General features: G+C 34.3%; 22 protein-coding genes and 2 pseudogenes. 12 read left to right on the top strand and 12 right to left on the bottom strand.

All coding sequences use genetic code 11. From position 1 onward, the window contains the following. Window positions 1-61: 61 nt before the first annotated feature. The 4 genes and pseudogenes from BW942_RS11400 to BW942_RS11385 all read left to right on the top strand — a co-directional run bounded on the left by BW942_RS11400 (window position 62) and on the right by BW942_RS11385 (window position 7,495). Entirely contained in the window at window positions 62-784 is a 723-nt protein-coding gene (locus tag BW942_RS11400) for a hypothetical protein (RefSeq protein WP_000412038.1), read from the top strand. Continuing rightward, window positions 777-2,085 (top strand): annotated as a pseudogene (locus tag BW942_RS11395) (hypothetical protein); the annotation flags it as partial. The gene BW942_RS11400 and the pseudogene BW942_RS11395, both read left to right, overlap by 8 nt. Window positions 2,086-3,208: 1,123 nt before the next feature. Further along, window positions 3,209-4,765 (top strand): hypothetical protein, encoded by a 1,557-nt coding sequence (locus BW942_RS11390; RefSeq protein ID WP_000359691.1) that lies wholly within the window; start codon window positions 3,209-3,211, stop codon window positions 4,763-4,765. Window positions 4,766-5,815: 1,050 nt separating this feature from the next. Continuing rightward, a complete protein-coding gene (locus BW942_RS11385) occupies window positions 5,816-7,495 on the top strand; it encodes a DUF8201 family protein (RefSeq protein WP_000879751.1) in 1,680 nt (559 codons plus the stop codon). 336 nt (window positions 7,496-7,831) lie between these two features. Here BW942_RS11385 and loa22 read toward each other — a convergent pair whose 3' ends face one another. Then, on the bottom strand, window positions 7,832-8,419 hold the full coding sequence (loa22, locus tag BW942_RS11380; RefSeq protein WP_000239305.1) for an OmpA family outer membrane lipoprotein Loa22: 588 nt from the start codon (window positions 8,417-8,419) through the stop codon (window positions 7,832-7,834). A gap of 135 nt (window positions 8,420-8,554) precedes the next feature. On the opposite strand from loa22, the gene BW942_RS11375 reads away from it, so the two are divergent. Then, complete coding sequence (locus BW942_RS11375) at window positions 8,555-9,493, top strand: RluA family pseudouridine synthase (RefSeq protein ID WP_001047544.1); 939 nt, start codon at window positions 8,555-8,557, stop codon at window positions 9,491-9,493. Here the strand turns inward: BW942_RS11375 and BW942_RS11370 are convergent. From BW942_RS11370 to BW942_RS11355, 4 genes are all read right to left on the bottom strand, one after another. Next, window positions 9,462-10,304: a carbon-nitrogen family hydrolase gene (locus tag BW942_RS11370; protein WP_001069019.1), complete on the bottom strand. Its 843-nt coding sequence runs from the start codon at window positions 10,302-10,304 to the stop codon at window positions 9,462-9,464. The two genes, BW942_RS11375 and BW942_RS11370, sit on opposite strands and share 32 nt — an antisense overlap. An 82-nt stretch (window positions 10,305-10,386) precedes the next feature. Then, complete coding sequence (locus BW942_RS11365; RefSeq protein ID WP_000646914.1) at window positions 10,387-11,139, bottom strand: SDR family NAD(P)-dependent oxidoreductase; 753 nt, start codon at window positions 11,137-11,139, stop codon at window positions 10,387-10,389. Next, window positions 11,136-12,173 (bottom strand): SPL family radical SAM protein, encoded by a 1,038-nt coding sequence (locus tag BW942_RS11360; RefSeq protein ID WP_001257894.1) that lies wholly within the window; start codon window positions 12,171-12,173, stop codon window positions 11,136-11,138. Before BW942_RS11360 ends, BW942_RS11365 begins: the two co-directional genes overlap by 4 nt. Next, window positions 12,145-13,020 carry a 5'-methylthioadenosine/S-adenosylhomocysteine nucleosidase family protein gene (locus tag BW942_RS11355; RefSeq protein ID WP_000576302.1) on the bottom strand — a complete coding sequence of 292 codons (876 nt, stop codon included), beginning with the start codon at window positions 13,018-13,020 and terminating at the stop codon, window positions 12,145-12,147. The genes BW942_RS11360 and BW942_RS11355 overlap by 29 nt, the downstream gene beginning before the upstream one ends. A 76-nt stretch (window positions 13,021-13,096) precedes the next feature. On the opposite strand from BW942_RS11355, the gene BW942_RS11350 reads away from it, so the two are divergent. The 3 genes from BW942_RS11350 to BW942_RS11340 all read left to right on the top strand — a co-directional run bounded on the left by BW942_RS11350 (window position 13,097) and on the right by BW942_RS11340 (window position 14,526). Continuing rightward, window positions 13,097-13,411, top strand: a complete 315-nt coding sequence (locus tag BW942_RS11350) for a YkvA family protein (RefSeq protein ID WP_001048896.1) — start codon at window positions 13,097-13,099, stop codon at window positions 13,409-13,411. Then, a complete protein-coding gene (locus BW942_RS11345; protein WP_000050899.1) occupies window positions 13,408-14,223 on the top strand; it encodes an inositol monophosphatase family protein in 816 nt (271 codons plus the stop codon). Before BW942_RS11350 ends, BW942_RS11345 begins: the two co-directional genes overlap by 4 nt. 123 nt (window positions 14,224-14,346) lie before the next feature. Then, window positions 14,347-14,526, top strand: a complete 180-nt coding sequence (locus BW942_RS11340; protein WP_000679353.1) for a hypothetical protein — start codon at window positions 14,347-14,349, stop codon at window positions 14,524-14,526. Between the two features lie 6 nt (window positions 14,527-14,532). On the opposite strand, the gene BW942_RS11335 is transcribed toward BW942_RS11340, so the two are convergent. The 4 genes from BW942_RS11335 to BW942_RS11320 are packed head-to-tail and all read right to left on the bottom strand — an operon-like array spanning window position 14,533 to window position 18,956. Further along, window positions 14,533-15,867, bottom strand: coding sequence for a glycosyltransferase family 4 protein (locus BW942_RS11335; protein ID WP_000842678.1), 1,335 nt, complete (start codon window positions 15,865-15,867; stop codon window positions 14,533-14,535). After that, on the bottom strand, window positions 15,851-16,900 hold the full coding sequence (locus BW942_RS11330) for a glycosyltransferase family 4 protein (RefSeq protein WP_000658622.1): 1,050 nt from the start codon (window positions 16,898-16,900) through the stop codon (window positions 15,851-15,853). The genes BW942_RS11335 and BW942_RS11330 overlap by 17 nt, the downstream gene beginning before the upstream one ends. Further along, window positions 16,897-17,955 (bottom strand): glycosyltransferase family 4 protein, encoded by a 1,059-nt coding sequence (locus tag BW942_RS11325; protein ID WP_000870447.1) that lies wholly within the window; start codon window positions 17,953-17,955, stop codon window positions 16,897-16,899. The genes BW942_RS11330 and BW942_RS11325 overlap by 4 nt, the downstream gene beginning before the upstream one ends. Next, window positions 17,952-18,956, bottom strand: coding sequence for an LIC_10202 family protein (locus tag BW942_RS11320; protein ID WP_000389571.1), 1,005 nt, complete (start codon window positions 18,954-18,956; stop codon window positions 17,952-17,954). The genes BW942_RS11325 and BW942_RS11320 overlap by 4 nt, the downstream gene beginning before the upstream one ends. Window positions 18,957-19,041: 85 nt before the next feature. On the opposite strand from BW942_RS11320, the gene BW942_RS11315 reads away from it, so the two are divergent. Further along, on the top strand, window positions 19,042-20,007 hold the full coding sequence (locus BW942_RS11315; protein ID WP_000649925.1) for a GDP-mannose 4,6-dehydratase: 966 nt from the start codon (window positions 19,042-19,044) through the stop codon (window positions 20,005-20,007). Between the two features lie 157 nt (window positions 20,008-20,164). On the opposite strand, the pseudogene BW942_RS22120 reads toward BW942_RS11315, so the two are convergent. From BW942_RS22120 to BW942_RS11305, 3 genes and pseudogenes are all read right to left on the bottom strand, one after another. After that, window positions 20,165-20,366: pseudogene (locus BW942_RS22120) on the bottom strand (hypothetical protein). Window positions 20,367-21,012: 646 nt separating this feature from the next. After that, complete coding sequence (gene cyoE, locus BW942_RS11310; protein WP_000168719.1) at window positions 21,013-21,882, bottom strand: heme o synthase; 870 nt, start codon at window positions 21,880-21,882, stop codon at window positions 21,013-21,015. Window positions 21,883-21,900: 18 nt separating this feature from the next. After that, window positions 21,901-22,848 carry a COX15/CtaA family protein gene (locus tag BW942_RS11305; protein ID WP_001087694.1) on the bottom strand — a complete coding sequence of 316 codons (948 nt, stop codon included), beginning with the start codon at window positions 22,846-22,848 and terminating at the stop codon, window positions 21,901-21,903. Between the two features lie 249 nt (window positions 22,849-23,097). Between BW942_RS11305 and BW942_RS11300 the strand changes: the two genes are divergently transcribed. From BW942_RS11300 to coxB, 3 genes are read left to right on the top strand one after another with little or no spacing between them, the layout of a single operon-like run. Further along, window positions 23,098-23,250: a hypothetical protein gene (locus BW942_RS11300; protein ID WP_001978622.1), complete on the top strand. Its 153-nt coding sequence runs from the start codon at window positions 23,098-23,100 to the stop codon at window positions 23,248-23,250. Between the two features lie 25 nt (window positions 23,251-23,275). Next, the gene (locus BW942_RS11295; RefSeq protein WP_000885550.1) at window positions 23,276-24,115 is read left to right on the top strand and encodes an SCO family protein; all 840 of its coding nucleotides are present in this window, start codon (window positions 23,276-23,278) and stop codon (window positions 24,113-24,115) included. Between the two features lie 10 nt (window positions 24,116-24,125). Next, the gene (gene coxB / locus BW942_RS11290; RefSeq protein WP_000220059.1) at window positions 24,126-25,127 is read left to right on the top strand and encodes a cytochrome c oxidase subunit II; all 1,002 of its coding nucleotides are present in this window, start codon (window positions 24,126-24,128) and stop codon (window positions 25,125-25,127) included. Window positions 25,128-25,131: the final 4 nt, after the last annotated feature.

Genomic DNA, 25,131 nt, shown 5'->3' with positions numbered 1-25,131 from the left:
ACATATAATAAAATATTTTAATATTTTTAAAACTACTTAATCACTCCTTCAAGGAGCATCAATGGAAAAGATCTATGTTTATTCTTCTGAGTCTTTGGAAGAATATCCTTATTCCAATTTATCATCCATAGAATTGGAAGTAGAACTCTTCAACCGGGATAAATCAGAAGAGAAGAAGAAAAAAATTCATCAGGGAATTGCGTTTCCTCCGGAAGGTTTTAAATTTGAATGCGGAGCATTGAAGGAACTTTCTCTTTCAGAAAAGGCGGATCGAGGTTTGACTTCCGTTCCGGAAAATATGAAAATAGAGGAGGAAACGTTGGTTCCAAAAACGGAACTCGAACTTTTACAATGTGGTTTTTTGACGATTTCGGCTTATAAAGAAAAGAAGATTCAAAAAATCAAAACTAAGTTTGACGAAGCCATGGATCAAATCCTTTCCAAATATCCAAAGACGGAGCCACTTTCTTGGCCGATTTTGGCCCCACAGGCTAAAAGATGGATTTATGCAAGTGCTGAAGAAAAAGAGAGTCTTAAGTCTGAGTTCATTTCTTTAATAAGCGAATCTAAAAGTCAAAATGATGAAGATATTACAGAACTTGCAAGTTCTGTTTTGATTAAGTCGAATGCATATGAATCTTTCAGTGGTGTATGTAAAAAACTGAAAAGAGAAATGATTTTACAAATCGAAAATAATACAAAAACGAACGTGAATGTTCTTTATAACGAGTTAGAAGCGATTGTAATAGATTTTCCGTCTTTCGAAGGAGATAATCATGGATAAATTATCAGGAATCGAATTTCCAGGCGTAGGTAAAAGAGTTTTTCCAGAAGACTGGAAAAAAGAACAAGAATCTAAAAGTCAAGAGATCATCAATCGAGATTTGGACCTTTTGGGATTTGGGATTCAGAATGGCGGGACGATTGTAATCGGTTCGGGACCAAATCGTGTGGATTTAATTGATACTTTAATTGCTTATGACGAAGAAGGAAAAAGAATTCAAGTAACACCAATTGCTGGAATTCCGGTTCCGAATAACGTTACTTGTACTCTCGTAGTTCGACATAAGTTTTTAGAAACACAATATGATAGTCCTTCTAATCTTCCGAGTGATGGTACGAATTTATGGAGAGATAATTCTTTTGAGATTTTAACAAGACAAGGTTTGCTCGTTACCGGTGACGTTCCTTTGAGATTAATTTCGTCTAACGCTTCTGGAGTTGTAACCTTAGGTACCGACTTAAGAACTTGGAGAGGAATTTTTACAAACAATATTAAAGACGGACAAATTACGGAAGAAAAACAAGCCTCTTCTGTAAAAACAGGATTGATTACAGATTTACACGCGGAGTTGATCGGAGCTATCAATCCGGATGTGAATCATCCTCTTAAACTTGTACAAGGAATTAACCAGACTTATCTATATTCTAAAAATTTTATAGACGTAACGTTCAAACAAGAACGTAAGTTTTTAGGAGAAATGTTTTGGATGGACGATTTAAAAAGTCCTTCCATTGATTTTCCTGCATTTTGTTTAGCTTCTCCGGATCAATTGATTAGTGTAAGTGGAACTGGAGGAATGCCCGATTTAGTTTCGTATTGGCTCAATAAACCACTTCGTTATGATCCTTTGGGAAATAACATAACCGATTTTGATACAATCAGCTATACGATTTCGAGTAACGTTTTAACTGTAACTTTCCCTACCACAACTGCTTGTCAAAAAATCATCGATGCATTGGGAGAAGATTATCAAGTTCAGGGTTCTTTTACGAACTGGATGACTGGAACAATTTTGCAAACAATTGGTGGAATTCCGGCTAACTCTACTTTGGCGATTACTGCCTTTTCTTCTGCGAGTAGAACGATCAGTTTTAGTTGTACTGCGACGAATTCAAGTGGATCACTTTCAGGAGTGAAGATCCGTTTTTATAAACATAGATTGCCGGACATTACTCCTGGAACTACGATTACCAATCAGGTCCGTCATTTTACGGTTCAAGGAAGGGGATTTGTTTCTGTGATGGACTCTGATAGTGATTGGATTGGTGGTTTGAGAAGAAGGGATCGGCTCCACGATCATGCTCACGATTTGCCCCAAACCGTTCCGAATAATACCACGACGAGCAGCACACCAGGCGGTGGACCGTACTGGATAGGAACAACTAGGATTTATACTACTGGTGGCGCCGTCGCCAATAACAACGGGTCCCCTCGTACCGGAAAGACCACAGACGCCAGAGGTATATCAGGATTTCCTTATATATTTGTAAGGAGAGTTTTATAAGAAACTTTTTATGTTTTCTAACTAGTATTAAATACTACTTAAATTTGTATGATAGAGTGTCTTAAATTTTATGTTTTACTGATCTCTATAAAATTGAGTACTATTAATTTTATCACAAAACGCTGATTCCATGCAGAATATTGGGTACTTTATTATATAGTTATGAATAATAAAAAATTATCTTAAAATTTAAGATAATTTATTTTATGGGAATAGAGCTCCTGTCCTCAAACTTAAGAATGTAGGAACATATATGGAAATTGAATGATAGAAAAAACTATTAAAAAGTTTGTTATTACGGTGTACTAATTTGTAGAACTATCACATTGTGTTGAGAATTTAAAGATGATTTGTATTAAAGTTTTAGAATAAACTCTAAGCACATCATATAAAAATAAATCAGATGTTTAAACTACTAAAGCCGCTTCCTTTTAAGGAGAAATATGAAAAAAAGAAACGTTGGCTCTTTCGATTTACTCGAAGAGTATATTGCACAGCGGTTACAATCTATCTGGTTGAAAGTGAAAACTTTTAACATGAATCTGTCGGGGAAAAATGAGAGGAAATTTATCAAATAAAACGATGGATTTTGAAGAAAATCCACGAGATAAACGGCTTGAAATCCGTTTCGATTTCTTTTCAGAAAAATCTTATAATAGAGCTTTGAAAAATTCCATGGCGGGTATTAGCAAAATTGCCCATTTCAATGTAATGAAAACAAACGGAAAATTAATTTTTCAATAACTCTAATATTAGTAATATTGCACGTTATTTTTATATTAAAAGAACTTGTATAAACCATTTTTTGAAAATTGTAAAAAAATAGAATCGATTCATAAAATGGAAAATCATGCGTAAACTTTTTTATGAGCAATTAAAATCGATTCTAATCGAGTTCACTGTACTAAACGGAGTCTATCATGGATAAATTATCAGGAATCGAATTTCCAAGTGTGGGAAAAAGGGTATTTCCGGAAGATTGGAAAAAAGAACAAGAATCTAAAAGTCAAGAAATCATCAATCGAGACCTGGATGCTTTTGGGCCGGGTATTGATTCAGGAGGAAATATCGTAGTAGGTTCTCTTGCAAATAGAATCGATTTAACCGATACTCTGATTGCTTATGACGAGTATGGTAGAAGAATTGAAATCCCACCTACGATCGGAATTGTAATTCCAAATAATGCAGCTTGTACGATCGTAGTTCGACATAAGTTTCAAGAAACAGAATATAATAATCCTCTAAATGTGCCCGAAGATGGCCCGATTATCTGGAGAGACAATTCATTTGAAATTATAGCTAGGCAAGGAGTTTTGGTTGCCGGAGACGTTGCTTTGAGAACTGTATCTACGGACACGTCAGGTATAGTAACTTTGGGAAATGACTTAAGAATTTTTAGAGGTATCAAAGGAATTCGTATTAAAAACAACGAGGTTACCGAAGAAAAGCAGGCGGGTTCCGTAAAAACAGGTATATTAACGGATTTGCATACAGATATAGTCACTGCAATTAACCCGGATACAAATAATCCATTGAAATTTGTCAAGGCGATCAATCAGGTATATCTTTTTTTAAAAAATTTTATAGATGTCACATTCAAGCAGGAACGTAAATTTTTAGGAGAAATGTTTTGGATGGACGATTTAAAAAGTCCATCCAGTGATTTTCCTGCATTTTGTTTGTCGTCTCCGGATCAATTGATCAATTCGACTGGAAACGGAGGGATGCCCGATTTGGTTTCGTATTGGCTCAATCAATCACTACGTTATGAGCCTTTGGGAACAAACATAACAGATTTTGATGCGATCAGTTATACGATTGCGAGTAACGTTCTGACTGTGACTTTCCCTAATACAACTGCTTGTCAAAAAATCATCGATGCGTTAGGAGAAGATAATTTGATTCACGGTTCTTTTACCAATTGGATGACTGGAACAATTTTGCAAGCAATTGGAGGAATACCTGCAAATTCAACACTTGCCATTTCTGCTTTATCTGCTTCGAACAGAACAATTAGTTTTACTTGTACGGCGGCGAATTCAAGTGGATCTCTCTCTGGTGTAAAGGTTCGTTTTTATAAACATAGATTACCGGATGCGGTACAAGGAACTACGATTACCAATCAGGTTCGTCATTTTACGGTTCAAGGAAGAGGATTTGTTTCCGTAATGGATTTTGAAGGAGAATGGATTGGTGGGTTGAGAAGAAGAGATCGATTTCAAGGGCATAGACATGGTGCTTCCACCTCTATTTCCTTTGATATTCCGCAAGGTGCAACGGGAGGATTGGGTTCTTTGGTTGCGGCAGGTTATTATAGTGATGGAACACCGCGTGGATTACTACTAAACGGTTATCCTTCTACAACTGTTACCGGTCCGACCACAGATTCGCCAAGTGGTTCCCATCGCATTGGAAAAACTACAGATGCGCGAGGTATATCAGGATTTCCTTATATATTTGCAAAGCGGGTTTTATAAGAAGATTAAGTTGGCGTACAAATATTTTGTGCGCCGAAAATAATGAGTTAGTTGTATTAGAAGTTAGGTTTACTGGATCAAGTTTTCTACGAACTTATATTAATTAGAATTGTTGAAAAATTAATTCTCCATCTGTTTTTATTTTATGGAAACGGGCAATTAAAGCAGTTTTGTTAATGGGAACTAGGGAATTTTTCAACAACTCTATTTTAGATAGGCAAGTATATGCAAATTTTATGATTTATTTCTTTAGTAATTAAAGAAGAATTTTCAATTTATCGATTCCTATAAAATAAGCACCGAAAATTTTTATCATAAAGAATTGCTTGAATGCAGAATATCGAGAACTCAACTATATAACTACGAGTAGGACTTCCAATACAAAAAATTGAAGACATTATCACTCGATTTTTTTCTAATAAAAAAATTGGTAATGTTCTTCTTTTCAAATTTAAAAGAATGTTTTAAATGATTCACTTTAAAAGTAAAGTTGTTGAAAAGTTAGCTCTCCATCTTGTTTCTGTTGTATGAAATGGTCGATTGAAGTAGTCTGGTTCATCACCACTATGGAATTTTTCAACAACTCTAGTAATTATCTTTACTATAATGCTTTTATATTTGAAAAACTTTTATTCAGTAAATTTTTTATTGGATGATTACCCAACGTTGATTTTTGAAATGACTATTTTTGGATTCCAAATAAAAACAAGGTTTTAAAGAAGAATTGTAATTTTAAATGACAAAAACTTTCGTAAAATTCGAAACTATTGGTTAAGTAAAATTTTAACATAAAAAAGCTATTTACGCACAGTGTTTATAAAGCTGCGTGAAAAAGTTTTCATTTGGAAACTATTTTTCAGTATAAAATATAAGATATTCTATTACATAAATCTGAGTTAAATTTCTCAAAACATACCACATTAAAACTCATCTTTAAAATAAATTCTAAAAAAAACTCCAAATTATTGAAGAAATCAAATCCAAATCGGTAAAAGCGTATTGAATTTGGTTGCGAATCTTATTATCTAAAAAAAAATCAAAAGATCATCTATGCTTGCCATTTTAATTTCCGCTATTTTATCTTTGTACATTTTTATTTCTTTTGGAATTTTAGCGGAAAAAATTTTAAAAGTAAAATTTCAATTTACGGACAGGGTTTTAGTAGGTTTATCCGTAACAAATACGTTAGTATCTCTTGTATCTTTATTCTTACCGATAACCATATTGGTATTATTCATTTTTCTATCATTTTGTTTCGTCTTTTTATACTTTGAAAGAAAAAATCTAAAGTTATTAACGTTTGGATTGATTCATAAAAATATCATTGTTATCATAACATTTCCGTTTTTATTATCGGCGCTGGTTTTTTCCTTAAACCCTCCATTTGCTTATGATTCGGGGCTTTATCATATTCAATCTATCAAATGGATTCAGGAATATTCAGTAGTTCCCGGTTTGGCTAACTTACATGGAAGGTTTGGTTTTAACCCGAATATATTTACGATCTTTGCACTTACTTCTTTAAAAGAAATTTTTAAACAAGAAATATTCTCGGTTAATTTTGTAATTTATTCTATATTAGTATTACATTCTATAAATAGAATATATAAAATTTTAAAACAAGAAGGATTTACAAACTCTTTTTTACTACATTCGATCGTATTATTTTTAATTTTAGAACAGTTTATGAGTTTATCATCTCCTACACCGGATCTCATTTCTATTGTACTTCCATTGTATATCCTAACAAACTTGCCAAAAAATGAAAATGGTATTCATTCAAAATTGAATTTAGAAAATTACTTTTCCTCCATTATTTTGTCTGTATATACTATAAGCGTTAAGTTAGCTACCATTCCTCTTTGTATATTGATTTTACTTTTGATAATTCGATATAAGTTCGATGGAAAAAAGTTATTGATTGTGATTTCAATAATTTTTCTGATCCTTTTACCCTGGCTGATACGGAATGTTATTTTATCCGGTTATTTAATTTATCCTTTTTCTGCTATTGACATTTTCAATTTTGATTGGAAAGTTCCTTTAAATGCTGTCGTTTCCGAAAAATTATCGATCACGGGATGGGCAAGAAATCCAGGAGAAGGATATAAAGAAGCGGCTCAGATGAAATTTTGGGAGTGGTTCCCGATTTGGTGGAATACAATTTCAAAATTGAATCGACTTTTTATTGTTATATCGTTCTTATCTCCAATTTTTATTTTTATATATAGTTTATTTAAAAAGATAAAAATAGATTTTCAAACATTTGCAATACTTTTCACTTCCTGGATTGGAGTAATCTTTTGGATTTTACTTGCTCCCGATATAAGATTTGGTAAAGCTTTTCTAGGTGTTTCTGCAATTTCACCTCTACTCTATTTCAATTTTAAGATTAATTTTTTTCCAATTAAAATATCGAAAACTTCAAAACAAATAATTCTTGTTTTCATTTTTATTATAGTATCCGTTTTTCTAATAAATCGCAGAACTTATAATAGATGTAAGAATTTTATTCGAGAAAACTCAGCATTTTTTGTTCGTCCTAAAAAAATAGAAATTCCACAAAATCTAGAATTTAAAAAGATTCAAATGAATGATTTAGAAGTTTTTATTCCTGCAGAAGGTGATCGATGTTACGACTATGAGATACCTTGTATGCCTTATAAAAATTATAGTTTGATCTTAAGAGGTAAAACTTTACAATCCGGATTTAAGTATATTCAAAATTAATAATATTTTTTTACAAATTTAGATAAGAACCTGTCTCAAAACTCTACTTCCTATGGGACGTAGAGTTATAGGACAGAACCCGTCTAGCGCCAATAGAGAACGAGATTTGAGTTTAGGAATATTCTGTTGGGTTACTTTTCGAACGTAAGACGTTGAGTTGCCACAGCTTGATCTTTCTGATAAAGTGGAAAACTCAGTATCTTATTTCTATTAGATTTTGATAAATTTGAAGTGATTCTAAATTAGAAATTCGTTTTATAGAATCCCCCTAAATAAAAAAAGCCGATGAAAAATCACCGGCCTTTTGAAAGATCGAATTGTATTTTCGATTAATAATTATTGTTGTGGTGCGGAAGTCGCAAAACGGAAAGTGACTCTTCTATTTTTAGCATCTTTCGCATCAAGACCAGAAACTGGCTCGGAAGAACCGGCACCTTTAGTAACGATACGATTTGCTGGAATCCCTTGTTTGATTAAAGCTTGTTTAACTGCATTTGCACGAAGCTCAGAGTAAAAAATATTTCCTTTTTTAGCACCTTCTGCTTGTTCGGGACCGATCGCATCGGTGTGTCCTGTAATTTCAAGAGCGTAACTATCTGGAAGTTTTCCAAGACCTTCTTTGATTACAGGAGCGTTTGTTTTAGACCACTCGCTGAAATCACCAGGGGTAACATCCGCTTTTTTATAACTAAATCCAGGACGAGTTAAACCGTCTGGATATCGGAAATCTTTTAGTTTTTCGTTTAAAGAATCTGCGATCGCTTCCGGAGAATTGACGTCAACATTTCTGTTTGCAGCTGCGGATTGCTCTTGCGTTGAAGGCTCAGGAGCTGCGGATTCCTCTTTTTTTTCAGCAGAGGAGCAGAGAGTGAATGAAAATGCAATTGCACCGAGCAGAATCAGATTCAAAATCTTTTTGACCATGTTTCTTTCCTTCCTTAAATATAAGGGGTTTGGTATCAGAGTGTCATAATAAGGTTAAGGAAGGAAAATGAAAACTGTTTTTTTAGAGTGCTAAAAACGTGCTAAGTAAAAATCTGGAATCCTTTTTCATTTTCAATGAACTTAGAACTCAAAGCAGACGTATCAGAAGAATTTTCCGGAAATCGATTAGATCGATTTTTAAAATATTCTTTAGGGGATGAAATATCCAGAGCAACGATCCAGAAATGGATCGAGGCAGGATATGTTCAAGGTCAAGACGGAAAAATTTTAGATAAAAGTTCCTGGAAGGTAAAAACAGGAGAGAAATATTTACTATCCATCCCACCAAAACCCCCTCTCAATTTAGAACCAATTCCAATGGAGTTGCCAGTCATTTTAGAAAGAGAGAATTTTCTAATCATTCATAAACCTTCTGGGATCGCAAGTCATAGCGGACCTGGAGATCGATCTCCTAGTTTGGTAAACGGACTTATCTATCATTTTAAAGAATTATCAAAGATGGGGGGAGAAGCAAGACCGGGAATCGTACATCGATTAGATAAGCCAACCGAAGGATTGATCTTAATTGCAAAAAACGACCGGGCTCATGGGAAACTTTCCGAGTTATTTAGAAAAAGAGAAATTGAAAAAAAATATTATGCCTGGGTACAAGGACATCCACCGGAAGAATCGGGGACCATCGATTTACCGATAGCAAGACATCCCGTTGAAAGGTTAAAGATGACGGTTTCTCCAAAAGGAAGAAGATCTATAACTCATTATAAAGTACTAAAATACATCAATTCTAGGTCTGGAAGAAAATTTAGTTTTATAGAAGTAGGTTTGGAAACGGGAAGAACTCATCAGATTCGAGTTCATTTTCAAAATCAGAGATGTCCGGTTGTAGGAGATTTATTATACTCAAGAGCGGGTTCTCAATTTGAATCCTATGGGTTGCAACTTTTATCTTATTTTCTTAAATTTAAAGATCCGTTTACAAACGAAAAGATAGAAGCCATTTTGCCTCTAAGCGAAAGATTTCTTAGATTTGAGAAGAATGCTCCGTTACTTTGATTCCGATTAAATTCGGATCCTTACGATCTAAAAGGACGGGAAAATCTTTTCTATAATCCGAAATAGAATTTTTATGAGCTTTGTAGAATAGGATCGTTTCATTCCCTTCTCCTGCATCCACAAAGTCTCCATTAGGTGCTACTGCAAGAGAGTGACCGTTGTGAGAAATACTTTGATTATAACCTGCAACACCAATTCGGTTGACTCCAAAAATGTAAGCTTGATTTTCGATTGCTCTCGTTTTTAGGATTAATTCCCAATGATGAATTCTGGGAACCGGCCAATTAGCGTGTATGGTAAAAATATCAGTTTCTCCGGCGACCTTTCTAAAAATTTCCGGAAAACGAATATCATAACAAATAAAAGGAGTAATTCTAAAGCCATTTAGGTTGTAACTCAAAATTTCGGAACCGGCGCTGTAATGACGATTTTCTCCTCCGAAAGTAAATGGATAAATTTTAGAATATCTTAATATAATAATTCCGTTGGGGTTTACTACACTTACCGTGTTGAAAGGTTTGCCATTTTGATTTTTCCGAATCCAACCGGCGCAGATCGTAGCTCGTGTAAAATTTGCGATTTCTTGTAGAAAAGTTTCCGTGGGGCCTTCGTCTGCTTCTGCAATTCTTTCCGATCTCATCGTAAATCCGGTGGCAAAGGTTTCCGGAAGTAAGATCAAATCTGGTTTTTTGTTTGAATTTTTTTCTAAAGTAGAATGGATCAAATTGCGAACGTGTTCATAGTTTGCTTTCTGATTTTCCCAAGAAAGGTCGCATTGTATAAGAGCGACGTTTAATTCATTTGGATTCAATTGATCCTCCTTAAATGACTTTGGAATCTTATTTTTAAAACCTGTCTCAAAATTAATTACAAATAATTTAAATGATTTCTAATTAATCTTTCAAATCGTTTTCATTTTTTCGAACAAAAGGTTTTTTAGAAATTCGATGAAGTTTTGGACGAATCGTAATTTCGGTAAAACCTACATTTTCCGGATTAGAAAGAGAAAATTTAAAAACGTTTAAAATTTCGGAAACGTTTAAATACGATGTAGGATCGGAATCCATTTCAAAATCTAAATGGTCATAAAATTCGGTTTTCGTAATGTCCGGATTGATGTTTACTAATTTGACTCCCGATTTTCTAATTTCTTCAAATAAATTTAAACCGAAATGTCTAAGACCTGCTTTGGATCCGGCGTATGCGGCACCTCGGATAGATTCTTTTAAAGCTGCGATGGAGTGGATTTGAAAGATCCATCCTTCATTTTTTTTCAAATCTCTTAAAAATAATTTAGTGATAAGAATCGGAGATACAAAATTTACAAGAAGCATTTTTTCCAATGTGTCAAATGAAATTTCTTCGTGAGGTGAAAAATTACCCATGCCGGCGTTATTCACCAATATTTTGAGAGTACGTTCTTCTTTAAGAATATTAGATAATTTGAATTCAATTTCTTTTGTGTTGGAAAGATCCATGTAAATGTGTCGGTATAAAGAAGAATCTTTTAAAAGATATGAATTCGGCTCTGTTCTAGAAATTCCGATTACTCTATAACCTTCGGAAACCAAAAATTCTGAAATGGCTTTTCCGATTCCTTTGGAAGAACCAGTAACTATCGCTAAATCGCCGTTTGGTGCTTTCATTTGAATCCTATTTCGTTGGCAAAGAGTCTGTGAATTTTTTCTTTTGAAACGAAAAGTTCTAATTCTTTTTCAACGACTGCAAACATTTCTTTTTCCAAATCTTCCGGATAAGACTTCATTCCAGAATCTGTGTTCATGGGTAAATAAAACAAATAAGAATCCGGTCTTCTTTTTTTAGAGTTTTTAAAATAATCTAAATTCATCCTAAAAACTCCTAAACTGATTTCTCTTAATTTTTCTCCCGGAATTTCTTCAAAAATTTTATGAATAAACTCCAAATAAACCGATTTCCAATCCGGAACGTTTAGAATTGGGTCGATACAAAGACGAACTTGCCAACCAGAATTTAACGCTTCTTTAATATTCTTTAATCTAGAGGAAAGCCTAGGAGTTAAGGGTTCGTGTTCTTGGATCACTGAATCAGGAGAAAGTGTCCAAGCTAAAATAACGTTTGAAACCGGTTTAAGGTCTGCAATTGATTTGAAATTCGCACTTTTTGTTCTGATTTCGATTATCAAATCCGGATAGGAACTTGCAAATAAAATCCATTCTTTACAATATCCTAATGTATTTTCTAAAGCTAGAAGGTCAGTATCATAAGAAATACAAAGATATAACGGTTTTGAAAATGTAAGCTGTTCTTTGGTTTCTAAAATAAAGTCTTCGTTATTTACAAAAATGACTATATTTGCGGAAGGATACATTCCTTGAAGGTAACAATAGGAACAATTGTAAAGACAGTTTAATACAAGTGCGTTGTAATAAAAAAAACGATAGCCGAAATCTGGAGCTACACCCGAACCAGAATATAAGAATTGTTCTTTGCGTTTTGCTAATATGAGTTTAGGGCTTCTCTTTTGGGCTTGGAAATTTTGGGCCGAAGGGTTGAATACTTCTTTGTAAGAATTGATAGGGATTGTATAAGATTTCGGAAATTTAGAAAGAATTTCCAAAGTTTTTGGATGATTTTTAGCAGATTCTTCCACATAAATATGGGAGAATCTTTTAGGACTGATAAAATTGCTTGAGCGCATAAAGCCCTTTTTTACCTAATTCTCTAGTTTTTACTTTAGTTTGGCCTGGTTTTAAAAATCCATTCGAATTTTTTAAAATACTAAGACCTAAGTCGGGGGAATTACCGGTTCTCATTTTGTAACCGATCATCCAATCTTTGAGTTGAATCCTTTCTGTTTCAGATAGACGTAATACTTCGCAGATTTGTAAAAGTGTAGAAGTCTCTTCGGCTAAAAGTTGTATATTGTTTTTTTGAAAAACCGGGATAGATAAAATCGAAAGAATATCCGAAAGAGAATTTTGTATCCTAAATGAAATCATTTCCGGTATATTTGTAATTTTAGAATATTCTAATTTATTTAAATTATCTGAAACTATTTTTACGACTCGAATCTTATCCGAAGAGAAAAACTTTCTAGAAGCAGTAAAAAAGCCGAAGGCTTCCATGTCGACTAATGTGTTCGGAAGTTCTGAAACAACGTCGTCAAAAATCGGTTTGTCAAAAGTCCGAAGAGCTGATTCGGGAATTGGAGAATGGAAAAGAATATCCGGATAAACGTTTTTAAATGAACCTTCATCCGTGATTTTATGGATTAAAAAGGATTTACCAATTTCGGAAATATCTTTCCGAGCGCCACAAACTCCGAAATTTAAGATCCAGGAGGAATCTGAGATTTGATCCTTAAATTCGTTTAATAAAAATACAACTGACATTGCGGAATAGATTTTTCCAGTTCCAGAAATAACTAAAGCGTGGTTTTCATTTTGATATATTGGAAAAACGGTTTTATTTCGCAGAATATTTAAACCTAAGTTTTCGATCAAAGGTTTTGCCTCGGCAAAAAGTGCAACGGAAATAAAAATCATCTTTCTTTCTTGATACTCTAACGTCCAATTGAGGACAAGAGAGAAATCATCGATTGAAAAAGAAAAGGAGCCTTTTATGAATCTGATTGAAAAGGTAAAAGAGGAATTTTGGCCTAAACTGAAAACCGTAGTATCTAAAATACCGTTCACGGAAGATCTAATTGCACTTTATTATTCCATGATGGATCCTGAAACTCCGTTTAGGACTAAACTTATCATTGCAGGAGCACTTATTTATTTTATTTCCCCGTTGGACGCTATTCCGGATTTTATACCTGGTGCGGGATTTCTGGATGACGCTGGAGTGATCGCTGCCGTACTGGCAAGTGTTCAATCCGCGATCCGTGAAGAACATAGGATAAAGGCCAGAGAATTTTTGGAGAAAAAATGAGTTTAGACAACGAAATTAAAATAAGATATGAACACTTCTTGAATTTTGTTCCCGAGGTGATGAAATTTTTAGCGGCTACTCAGGAAGAGAACGATCTTGGGATTGTATACAAAGGAGAGATCGATTTAGTAACCAAAGCGGATAAAGGTTCTGAGGAAAGGATTATCAATGAAATTGAAAGAGCTTTTCCTTCGGATAGTATATTAGGAGAAGAAGGAACCAATAAAAAAGGAAGTTCCATATTTAAATGGATTATAGATCCACTGGATGGAACGATTAATTATTCACATAGGCTTCCGTTATATTGCACTTGTATCGGTTTGGAGAATCAAGAGAATCAAGAAGTTGTAATGGGAATTATACCGCTTCCCGCGATGAACGAAATCTATCACGCTCGAAAAGGACAAGGAGCGTTTAAAAATCAAAAGCAAATTTCGGTTTCAAAAACGAAGGAATTAAAACAATCCTTGCTTTGTACCGGCTTTCCGTACGATCGAGAAAAAAGGATCGATCGGCTTATGTTCTATTATAAAAACTTTTTATTAAAAACGAGAGGAGTTAGAAGAACCGGAGCCGCAGGATTGGATCTATGTTGGGTAGCGGAAGGACGTTTTGATGCGTTTTGGGAAGAAGATCTAAAACCTTGGGACATGGCTGCGGGAGCTATCATCCTTGCAGAAGCGGGTGGAGAAATGTCTACTTACGACGGTAATACGTTCACTCCCTATATACCGAATGTGATTGCAAGTAACAAATTACTTCATCAAAAGATGATAGAAAGAATGGGAGATTATTTACACGACGTGACCTAAGTAAACGATTGGGCGGCTTTGGGAAAAAGTATTTTTCGTACTTTAAAGTTTTATTATATTCTGAAAATCTATTTTGTACTTGTTTTCCAAAACCGGACTCGCGGCTATAGTCAATAAATTGAAATGAAAGGCGTTATATATAGATATTTGATTGGAGAATTATTCGTAAGGGATTTTATATATGGGTTTTCGAATTTTAACCATTTAAAATATTCTAAACTTTATTTTATAATGAATTATAAAACATCTGGAATTGTTTGTTTTCCCAGAGAAGACAATTGGGTGGAAGTTTTGAAATTGTAAGAAGTATTACGAACCAGAATATTTTTTCTGAATCGTTTTTTCGATCAATCGAAGTAATTTATCTTTTACGATTTTCGGATTGAAGTTTTGTTCTACATATTTTTTACCGTTTTTACCCATTTCAATGGATTCTATCGGATGATCCAAAATGAAGTTCAAAGCGGCGAAAAAACTTTTACGATCGGAATAAAAAAGACCACCGTTGCTTCTGAGACAATGACCCTTGAGAACGTCCGATCTTGCATTAACAAGAACTGGTTTTTCTTTTAACCAAACTTCCATAAGAACAATGGAAAAACTTTCCAAAGGGGAAGAGTTGATTAAACAGGAACAATTCTCTATAAGATTTAATTTGGTATTTTCTTCTACAAACCCTAAAAATTCTACATTCGGATTTTCTAATATTTTTTTAGGAATTTTAGAAATGATTTTACCGGCGATTTTAAGTGTGTGTAGAAAATACGATTTTGTTTTCCATTCTAAAAACCATTCCACCATTTCCAAAAAACCTTTTCCTTGATCTACACGACCAACGTAGAGTAAAAAAGGAGAATTTTCGGACGAATTAGGGGATTTTGATTTAATTGAAGAATGGACGGTTTCGGAATTTTCTAAAAAATTAGAATTCTCTTTAAAATTGGACCATCGATCAAAATTCAGATTCATTCCAGTAATTGAATATATAGTAGGTTTGAATCCTAAGATGTTTCGAAAAACCTCCAATTCTTCTGGAGTGTTAAAAGAGTAGGAACTACGGTCGGTTAGAACTTCCTTATATATGGGAAGATATGCCGGGGCTTCGTCGTGGAATGTGGGAATAACGATTGATTTTTCTTCGACCAAAGGTAATCCGAAAACTAGAGGATAATAAAGATAACTTACAAAGAAAAAAATATCATATTCACTTTTTCTAAATTCGATAAATTGAATTAATTCCGGAACGTAAGGACCTTGTTCTTGAAGCCAATAATTTACGTTTTCCTTATTTTGTAGGGAAGGTTTTTCTAAAATTTTTTTCGAAAGACGGTTGAATCGATCTATATTTCTTTGTTTTTCGACAGTAAATTGAAGAATTTTATAACTTCCACCTAAAGATGAAGATCTTTTTTCAAAATGGATTTGTTTAGAAGGATTGGAACCGTCTTGAAATAGATCTTTGGATTGGATTGGAATTGAGTTTTTCCAAGAAATATAATCCAGACTTCGAGTAGTCAAAACGGTGATTTCAAAATCCGAAGCTAATAATTCTACAAATTGAAAGATAAGTTTTTCCGAACCTCCGGAAACCTTGTCCGAAAAAATCGGACAAACAACCGCGATCTTTTTAAGAGATGATTTCAAGTGCCTTCCTAAGGACGGATTTATAATCCGTTTTTTTAAATTCGTTCAGACGTAGATCTTGGCCTGTTAAAATTTGATTTTGGAAAGAAACATCAGTCAAAATTTTATTGAGTAAAATAGCCAAGTTCGGAAAATTTTTTTCTTTAAAAAGAACACCGGCTCCGCTTAAAGTTTCGGAAACCGCGCCGCCTGAAAAAGCGAGGATCGGAATTCTATAAATCATGGCTTCGATTAGAGGAACACAGAAACCTTCGTGTTCACTCATGGAAACGAAAGCATCCGCTTCTTGATAAAGGGAATTTAGTTCTAAGTCGGAGAGAAAACCTGTGATCAAAACGTTTTTTCTGAGATCATAAAAGTCCAACATCCTTTCTAATTCTTCCCGATAAAGATATAATTCTTTAGAACTAAAACCTGCGAGATAAAACTGAAACTGATCGGAAATTATAGACTTATACGCGAATGCAAGACGGATCAAATCGTCCTGTTTTTTATTGGGAGTGATCCTACCTACAAAAATAATTTTTTTAATTTTAGATTTTGATTTTTCGATTTTAGGAAAACGTTCAGACAATTGATAAGTAATCGGTAAAATTTCTACATTCTGAAATCCTAATTCTTCTAATTCCATTTGGTTGAACTTAGAAACTGCAAAAACAAAATCAAATTTCTCATTCATTTTTTTTAATTCTTCTCTTCCTTTTTTAAGAAGATAACTCATTTTTAAATCGTAGGATTCGAAAAAATGATGAGGAGTTACATTATGATAAATTAAAACTCTGGGAGATCGAAAAGATCTTAAAAAATCGAGCACGTTAGAATGAATCGAATGATGATAAAATAAAATATCTTTCGAAGATTTGTTGTAGGTTTTATATTTTTTTACAAAAGTAAGTTTAGAAGCTCCAATGTTTTCCGAAAATATATCTCCTTTATATTCAAAATTTTTTAAGTGATTGCGAATTTCAAGCATCTGATTGCTAATCGCATCACCCGGATTAAAACCCGCAGAAAATTGATGAATCTCTTTCATGCTAGGATTTTCTCTCTAAAAAAACTTTCGAATGGAAAAAAATTATACTCTTGAGCGATTTCCTGTTCCTTGTCAGAGATCTGTTGGCGTAAAGACTTTTTTTCCAAAAGGTTGTCGATCAAAAAGGCAAGTAGATTTATGGAGGAAGAAGATTTATCTTTGAAAATAATTCCTCCGGTTTTCATCGTTTCGGGAGTTGCTCCCGCACAATAAGAAATTACTGGGATTCCGGCTCCAAATGCGTCCAAAACTGGAATGTTAAAACCTTCGTGTTCGCTCATACAGACATATAAATCCATAGAATTTAGAAAAGAATTTATTTCCGTATCACTTGAACCTAAACGGATTTGAACGTTTTCCATTAGTCGCTTAAATAAAATATTCTTTTTAAGAAAATTATAATATTCTTTAAAAATTGAAGAGACATTTCCACAAATCAAAAGTTGAACGTTTTGTCTGATTTTTAAAATCGATTCTAAAAGTGTTAAAAGATCTTCGATTTTTTTATTTGGAGAAATTCTACCAATAAAACCAATCGTAAATTCCTTTTTATCTTTTATTATCGTTTCTCGAATGGGATATTTTTTGACAATTGGAAGAACAAAGGTATTTGTAATTTGTAAAGATCGTAAAAAATTTACGTTGAATTCGGAAGAAGGTAAAAATAGATCCGTTTCGTTTTTGAGAGAATAGAGCTCTAACAGAGAACGTTTTTCTTCAAGTTGAAGTGTGTTGTAAATTTCGGGACTTAAGAAATTCTTAAAATAGATTGCTGGAGTAAAACTCTGATAACGAACTATTTTTTTTCCGGGTAAATTTCTAAACCAATCTAGTGGATAACCACAACCTCCATAGTTTAATATATGAATGTCATTTGGAGAAAAACGTAATGTAGTAGGGTGAACTTCAATAGAGAATGGTTCTTTAGAAAAATTTTTTAGACATATAATCGAGCTGGAAACGCCTATTTTTTCGAAAACGTTTCGAATCCCTTTAATATCGTTTCCGATCCCGTCTCCGTCTTTAAATTCGGTGACGTGTTGATAAACTTTCATTTTCGAAACGAAAGAACGGTAAAACCGTCTTCTGATTTTTTTTCTATAATATTTCTAAAACCAAGTTGTTTGAGATAATCTCGGATCAAAGGTTCTTGAACTCTTGTAAGTCTTAAGGGTAAAAAAGGAGAAGGATAATTGGAATTTTCGTTGGAAAACCGAAAGCGAATTTCAGTTCCGGGGGAAACTTTTAAGCTTAGGGTTTTAAGTGCTTTTTCAATTAGCCAATGTGGATGAATCGACAAATTTTCTGATATTATAATTTTAGAATATTCTGAACAACTTTTTGGAATTTCGCCAGGTTCTTCAAGTTGTATGTTTGTTGTGATTGAATTTTTTATAAACTCAGCACAAGATTTATTCCAACTGATTGAATCGAATTTAGCGCCTAATTTCAAAAGTTGTTTGAGCATTTTTCCCCAGCCAGGAGATAAAACCAAAACTTTTTCCGAAGGATCGACGGATTCCAATAGAAAGTTTTCGCTTTCTTGTGTGGAATCTTCCGAATAAAGATTTTCATTGGCCCAAAGAAATTCCGGTCGCACTTCTTTTCCAATTGCTTGGTTCCATTCTAAAAATTCGGAATAAAAGGATTCCATTTTTCTTTTTAGATTCTGATTTTCGGAACGTATCAGAATTAACTCGTGTAACACACTGTAGAAAGCGCGGGTTCTGTTTTCAGAAAGTTTTTTATCTAAAAAGGAATAGAATTCTGCAAATCGAATCAAAAGCCATTTGAGAGGTCCTTTTACAAATCTAAGTTTAGGATTGGTAAACTTAGGAGGAGAAATTCCTTTTTCGAAAAGATGGGCGATTTCTGAAGGATCGAAATCTCTATAACCTTCCGGACTGGGAGGAGAGAATTTCCAATGAGTGAGTTTTTCTATATCTTCTTTCGTGGAAGGATTTTTTTTGAGTTTGGATTCTATTTCTTCCATGATCTCTCGAACGTTGATCCGAGAATCTCTGATTTCAAATAGTTCCTGAAATTTATCTTCCATACTCAAAAGGGGGAAAGAATTTTATTCGATTGTTTTTTATTCATTTTCTAAAACAACAGTATTTTTACGGAAAATCAAGAATTCTATGAAATGCCTAATAACGGGAGCGGGAGGTTTTGTTGGTAGTTATCTACTAAAAGAATTAAAACGATCTTATACCGATTTTTTAGGAATAGGCATTCAATCCGGTCCTAATATAACAGAAGATCTTGAACTTCCGAAATCATATCGCTCCGTTGTTTGTGATATACGGAATTTAAACCAGGTTTGTTCTATCATCCATGAATTTTCACCGGATGTTATATTTCATCTTGCGGCACAACCTTTTGTTCCAAAAGCGGTAGAAGATCCAGGCGAGACTTTGGAGATCAACATACATGGAACGTTGAATCTATTAGAATCTTTGCGTTCTTTAAAAAAGAAAGTTCGTTTCGTTTATATTTCTTCTTCCGATGTTTATGGAAACGTTCCGGAATCTTATCTTCCAGTTACAGAATCGGTCGTCCCTGCTCCTCTCAATCCGTATTCTTCTTCTAAATACTGTGCGGAAATTTATTGTCTACAATATCATAGATGGATTCAAGATCTTGAAATTGTAATTGCAAGACCTTTCAATCATACTGGTCCAAAGCAAGGTTTGAATTTTGTGATTCCTAATTTTTGTTCTCAAGTTTTAAAAGCGCTTAAAAGACCCGAATCGGAAAGAAAAATTTTAGTAGGAGATCTTTCGTCTTCGAGAGATTTTTTAGATGTAAGAGACGTTGTATGCGCGTATCGAATTCTTGCAGAAAGAGGGAAACCAGGTGAAATTTATAATATTTGTTCTGGTAAGGAAGTGATCATCAGAGATGTGTTAGATGGAATCATTTCTACTTCAGGACAGAAGATTCCGGTAGAAGTCGACTCTACTCGTTTTCGCCCTGCGGAAATGAGGCGCCTTTTTGGAGACAATCAGAAACTTAGGCAACTTGGTTGGGAACCTCGTTTCGAATTATTGGATACAATTCAAGATATTTATAATAGCATTGAGCATAGTAGCTTAATATACTAGATAACCTCAACAGAATGTTCTTAGACTCAGTATGTTGTTCTCCAACTTACATTAAATAACGTATGATGTAAGGAGCCATAACCAACCCCACAAGTATTTGATCTCAATATAAACTGTCGGAATTACGACGCGATTCATAAAGAGCGTTGTGTTGAGTTCATTCTGATTCTAAAATCCTATTCAACTTGTGGGGTTGGTTATGGTAAAAGGAGTCCATCATTCTGAAAAAAGTTGGAATCTGAATTTTACAGATTGATTCTTTAAATGTAGAAACTACTGCAAGATTTCGTTCGGAAAAAGTATGATTTAAAATCGTAAAAAAGATAAAAAGAGACGTAATTTGTAGGAACTACTACAATTTATAAAATAGAAGTTTATAACAATTAAATCTAGCCGTATTTAAGTGTGGGAACTACCACAAAACTTAGGTTTGTCTGTAAATAATATGAGAATTACTGCAGATCACGATTTTATGAACCAATTCTAAAATTGTAGGACTACTACTTTTAGAAAGAGTTTGTCTCAAAAACTCAAAAAATTTTACACGATAATTCTTTAGAAATTTTTAATAAACTGTAGTAGTTCCCACAGATTAAGTCGCATTTGGCAAGTTGTGAACTTTCGAGTGTTTTAATGTAGTTAAATTTTCGTAGCACTTCCTGCATTGGACGGTTTTAGGACACGCTCAAAATTCTTTCTCAGCTGAATTCACGTTAAAATGGGATTTAAATTTTGATGATGGTCGCAAAACAACGGTTTTGTGCAGAAATCTGATTGGATGATGATTCTTTTTGTATTTTATAGTAATCCCCCACTTTCTAATTAGGTGTAGTTCCGACTTAATGCCTACCCGTTAAATCTCATGATTTGTGAGAGTTCTCACAGATTAAGTCACATAATCAATTTCTAAAATTCAACTTTTATGATTTGAGCGGGGGGTTGCCCATTTATTCTTTATGGAAAAATCAGGTTTTTATAAAACGAATCTCTTACGCCGAACTTACATTAAATAAGATGATCAACTACGATCGTAATGTTGATTATGAAAAGATGAAGTATGGAAAAGAAAAAAAATTTTCTAGCAGATTGAGGTTCCGGGTTTTGAATCAATTGATAAGAAAGAATTCCCATCCAAATGCAGACGATCAAAGAAACAATGAGGTACAAAAATCCCATAGAAGATTCTAAAAAATAAAAACTTACACAGGCAATAGAATAAAGAATTGTATAAAAGAATATAGACTTTGTAGTCTGATGGATTCCTTTGACAACTGGCAACATAGGAAAATCAGCGTCCGAATATTCTTCTTTCAGAAAAATTGCTAAAGCCCAAAAATGCGCCGGGGTCCATAAGAAAATCATCATAAACAAACTCCATGCCTGCACTGGTAGAGAGTTCCCGATTGCAGCGTAACCGATCAAAGGTCCCACACATCCAGCTACTCCGCCGATTACTATGTTTTGAGTTGTTCTGGGTTTTAAAAAAATTGTATAAAGAAAGACGTAAGAAATTAAGGCAGCAAAGGCACACAAGGCGGTCAAAAGATTTACGTAAACCGCTAGAACGTAAAAGGAAGATCCCATCATGGCAATTCCAACTAATGTTGCTTGTACAACACTAATTCTTCCCGAAGGAATTGGACGGTTCGAAGTACGTTTCATTTTTGCGTCTCTATCCTTTTCGATCACCTGATTGAATATAAACGAAGCGGAAGACATTAAAAATGTTCCAAACAAAGTAATCGCGATTAAAAATCCGGAAGGGGATTGTTCGCTTGCAAGATACAAACCTGGAATGATTGTCGCTAAAACCAGAGAGGTTACTCTGGGTTTCAGCATTTGATTCCAGTCTGAAAAGAAAGTGGAACTAGCCATTATTATAGCTTGCCGAAATTATTTTTCGGCCCTCCGTTCGTTAGTTAATACGACAACTCTGGAAATTAGGGACAAATAAGTAGAGGTAAGTAAAAGTACAGCAAAGCCGGTATGAAGTGCGGTTATAAGTTTTGGTAGGCCAAAAAATATATTCAAAATTCCTAAAATAACTTGAGCTACTACAAGATACATAGAAATTTGAAGGAATCTTCTTGAGGTAGTTGGAAAATTTTTCCAAATTGCAAAACTAAGAGCTGCTACAAGTAACAAAACAACTGCATAAGCACCAAATCTATGGAATACTTGAATTTTAACAATTTCTAATGGATTATCTGGGATCCATTGTCCCCAACAAGTTGGAAAGTCTGGGCAAGCAAGTCCTGCGTAGTGGGAACTAACACGACCACCTAAAATAATCTGAATCACAATTCCGATCAAAAGAATGAAATAAAGGATATTATCTTTTCTGAATAAATGAGTGGTTTCGATAAAATGTTCACTTTGATGTAAAACTTTTTCTCTCGAGTTGATAGAAACGGTAAGTATAACTAAAAAGAAAGCGATTGCATTCAATAAGTGAAGATTAACGGAAGTAGGATCGAGTTTTAAAGTGACGGTAAGTCTTCCTAAATTGATTTGGGAGATTAGTAAAAGGATTGCGATTCCTAAATAGATACCAAATTCTTTTCTAAGAATTTTATCTGCAAATGTCCAAATCGTAAGACATAGAAGAATCAGTCCTAAAAAAGCAGAATAATAACGATGAGAGACTTCCATAAAAATCTGGAAATCAAAAGTCGGAAAAATCTTTCCAAAACAAAACGGCCAATCAGGACAAGCAAGACCTGAACCAGTCGCTCTGACCAAAGGCCCATAGAGTAAATTCAAAAAGATGAGTACACTCAAGAATAGAGAGACTTTATAAAACAAACTAAATTTTGAAGAAATATCTGAGTTAGAGTTCATTCTTTTTTGAAATCCTCAAAAGAGGTTCTGAAATACCATACTCGAAAATCGATTTTTAAGAGCAATGAAAGTGTAGACAAATGTAAGCGCGAAATTTCTAAAATTGTAGTTTTTATTAGAATCTCTGAACGTATTTTGAAAGTATTAAAATATTACTTTCAAAAAAATAGATTCACCTAATTTTGTCCTTGGAATCTTTTGATTTTATTCTTTAAGAGAATGAGAATCAATTACAGAGGAGTCTTTTCCATGACACAACAAAGTGGATACAATCGACCTGGGTTTTGGACTTTTATTATTGTTCTATTAGGAAACTTGGCATTCTTTGCTTATCTTTCTTTTTTACACCCAGGTGTTAAGGAACATTCTCTCAACCTTCCTGCGAACATTCAGGCAAAATAATCTGGGAAAATCCCGGAGTTAAATCTTGGCTTTTAGAAAATCCCTAATTTCAGGGATCGCTTTTTGTTTATTTACTGTTTCCATTTACTCATACGATCCTGCGGCTCGGTTTGATAAAAATGAAAAACCGAAAGAGCTGGAAGGAGTGGGAGTTCAGGAGAAGTTGGGTAATCAACTTGATCTTTCCCTTTCTTTCCGAGATGAAACCGGAAAATCGATTCTCTTAAGTTCTTTTTTTAAACGAGATAAACCTGTACTTCTATCTCTTGTTTATTATAAATGTCCTACGTTGTGCAATTTTCACCTTAACGGTGTTACAGATGTACTCAAAAAACTAAGTTGGGAAGTAGGAAACGAATTTGAATACGTTGCAGTATCTTTTGATCCCAAAGAAACTTTTGATCTCGCTTCCGCCAAAAAGAATGCTTATCTAAAAGAATACGCTCGAGGTAACGGACAAGGTTGGCATTTCTTAACGGGAGATCAAAAGGAGATCACAGCACTTGCAGAATCAGTTGGGTTTTCCTATAAATGGAATTCGGAAAATGAACAATGGATACATTCTTCTGTCGCTTATATCATCACACCTTCGGGAAAAATTTCCCGTTATCTTCATGGGATTACTTTTGATGAAAGAACTTTGAAACTTTCTTTATTAGAAGCTTCCGATGGTAAAATAGGGGATTTCACAGATCAATTTGCCCTTTTTTGCTTTCAATTTGACCCGGGCAAAAATACATATACTTTGTACGCTTATAATATTATGAAACTGGGTGGATTCTTCACTCTTCTCATTATGGCGGCGTTCTTGATCCCATTCTGGATCAGGCATAACAGAAATTCCGAACTCATTAGGAAGGAGTAACTTCAATAAAATGACCTGGTTGAACCTCATTACGGCAACGAGTTTTATGCCGGTTCAGGCTTCCGAAGTAGCAAAGAATGTAGATCATCTCTATCTCTTTCTGCTCGTATCCAGTCTGATCTCTTTTGTCATTCTCATTGGGGGAATGACTTGGTTTATTTTTAAATACCGGAGAAAAACGGACTCGGATAAAACTGCTTATATCACACACAATACATTGGCAGAATTTCTTTGGTCCTTTATTCCCTTGGTGATCATGATCGTGATTTTTTGGTGGGGCTGGAGAATTTTCGCCGATCTTAGAAGCGTTCATGAAAAAGGTGATATTGAAATTCACGTTACTGCAAGACAGTGGCAATGGACATTCAAATATCCGAATGGTGTAACTATTGTTTCTCCAAACGCGACTGAAAAATTAAATACTCTTTTTCAACCTAACGGAATTTATGTTCCCGTTGGGAAAACGGTTCGTTTGGTGATGACTTCTCAAGATGTGCTTCATTCATTTTACGTCCCTGCATTTAGAAACAAGATGGATGCAATTCCAGGACGTTATACAACACTGACGTTTACTCCGACTGAAAAAGGAGATTTCGTAGTTTATTGTACCGAATTTTGTGGAACTTCTCATTCTAATATGCTTTCGGCGATTCGTGTTGTAGATAACGAAACGTTTGATAAATGGTATGCGGAAGCTGGAAATGTGGATCTTTCTAAGATTCCTCCCACAGAACTCGGTAAAAAACTTTACGCAGAGAAAGCTTGTGCGGGTTGTCATTCAACGGACGGTTCTCGTTTAGTTGGTCCTTCCTACAAAGGACTTTTTGGAAGCACGAGAGAATTCGAGTCTGGACCTGGTGTAATTGCAGATGAAAACTATATTCGTAAATCTATTTTGCAACCGACAGCTCAGGTTGTAAAAGGTTATCCACCTGCTATGCCTTCTTATCAGGGACAGCTTTCCGACGACGAAATCAACGCTCTGATCGAGTATATTAAAACCCTTAAATAGGAGA

Origin of the sequence: Leptospira interrogans, assembly GCF_900156205.1 — a bacterium.
Lineage (GTDB): Bacteria > Spirochaetota > Leptospiria > Leptospirales > Leptospiraceae > Leptospira > Leptospira interrogans.
This window is presented reverse-complemented; position numbering and strand designations above follow the sequence as displayed.

Excerpts from the sequence above, each read along its gene's own strand:
- coxB (WP_000220059.1), top strand. The coding sequence starts at position 24,126 with ATGACCTGGTTGAACCTCATTACGGCAACGAGTTTTATGCCGGTTCAG.
- BW942_RS11350 (WP_001048896.1), top strand. The coding sequence starts at position 13,097 with ATGAATCTGATTGAAAAGGTAAAAGAGGAATTTTGGCCTAAACTGAAA.
- BW942_RS11330 (WP_000658622.1), bottom strand. The coding sequence starts at position 16,900 with ATGAAAGAGATTCATCAATTTTCTGCGGGTTTTAATCCGGGTGATGCG.
- BW942_RS11365 (WP_000646914.1), bottom strand. The coding sequence starts at position 11,139 with ATGAAAGCACCAAACGGCGATTTAGCGATAGTTACTGGTTCTTCCAAA.
- BW942_RS11390 (WP_000359691.1), top strand. The coding sequence starts at position 3,209 with ATGGATAAATTATCAGGAATCGAATTTCCAAGTGTGGGAAAAAGGGTA.
- BW942_RS11300 (WP_001978622.1), top strand. The coding sequence starts at position 23,098 with ATGACACAACAAAGTGGATACAATCGACCTGGGTTTTGGACTTTTATT.
- BW942_RS11345 (WP_000050899.1), top strand. The coding sequence starts at position 13,408 with ATGAGTTTAGACAACGAAATTAAAATAAGATATGAACACTTCTTGAAT.
- BW942_RS11375 (WP_001047544.1), top strand. The coding sequence starts at position 8,555 with ATGAACTTAGAACTCAAAGCAGACGTATCAGAAGAATTTTCCGGAAAT.
- BW942_RS11400 (WP_000412038.1), top strand. The coding sequence starts at position 62 with ATGGAAAAGATCTATGTTTATTCTTCTGAGTCTTTGGAAGAATATCCT.
- BW942_RS11325 (WP_000870447.1), bottom strand. The coding sequence starts at position 17,955 with ATGAAAGTTTATCAACACGTCACCGAATTTAAAGACGGAGACGGGATC.
- BW942_RS11340 (WP_000679353.1), top strand. The coding sequence starts at position 14,347 with ATGAAAGGCGTTATATATAGATATTTGATTGGAGAATTATTCGTAAGG.
- BW942_RS11355 (WP_000576302.1), bottom strand. The coding sequence starts at position 13,020 with ATGATTTTTATTTCCGTTGCACTTTTTGCCGAGGCAAAACCTTTGATC.
- BW942_RS11385 (WP_000879751.1), top strand. The coding sequence starts at position 5,816 with ATGCTTGCCATTTTAATTTCCGCTATTTTATCTTTGTACATTTTTATT.
- BW942_RS11305 (WP_001087694.1), bottom strand. The coding sequence starts at position 22,848 with ATGAACTCTAACTCAGATATTTCTTCAAAATTTAGTTTGTTTTATAAA.
- cyoE (WP_000168719.1), bottom strand. The coding sequence starts at position 21,882 with ATGGCTAGTTCCACTTTCTTTTCAGACTGGAATCAAATGCTGAAACCC.
- BW942_RS11360 (WP_001257894.1), bottom strand. The coding sequence starts at position 12,173 with ATGCGCTCAAGCAATTTTATCAGTCCTAAAAGATTCTCCCATATTTAT.
- BW942_RS11320 (WP_000389571.1), bottom strand. The coding sequence starts at position 18,956 with ATGGAAGATAAATTTCAGGAACTATTTGAAATCAGAGATTCTCGGATC.
- loa22 (WP_000239305.1), bottom strand. The coding sequence starts at position 8,419 with ATGGTCAAAAAGATTTTGAATCTGATTCTGCTCGGTGCAATTGCATTT.
- BW942_RS11315 (WP_000649925.1), top strand. The coding sequence starts at position 19,042 with ATGAAATGCCTAATAACGGGAGCGGGAGGTTTTGTTGGTAGTTATCTA.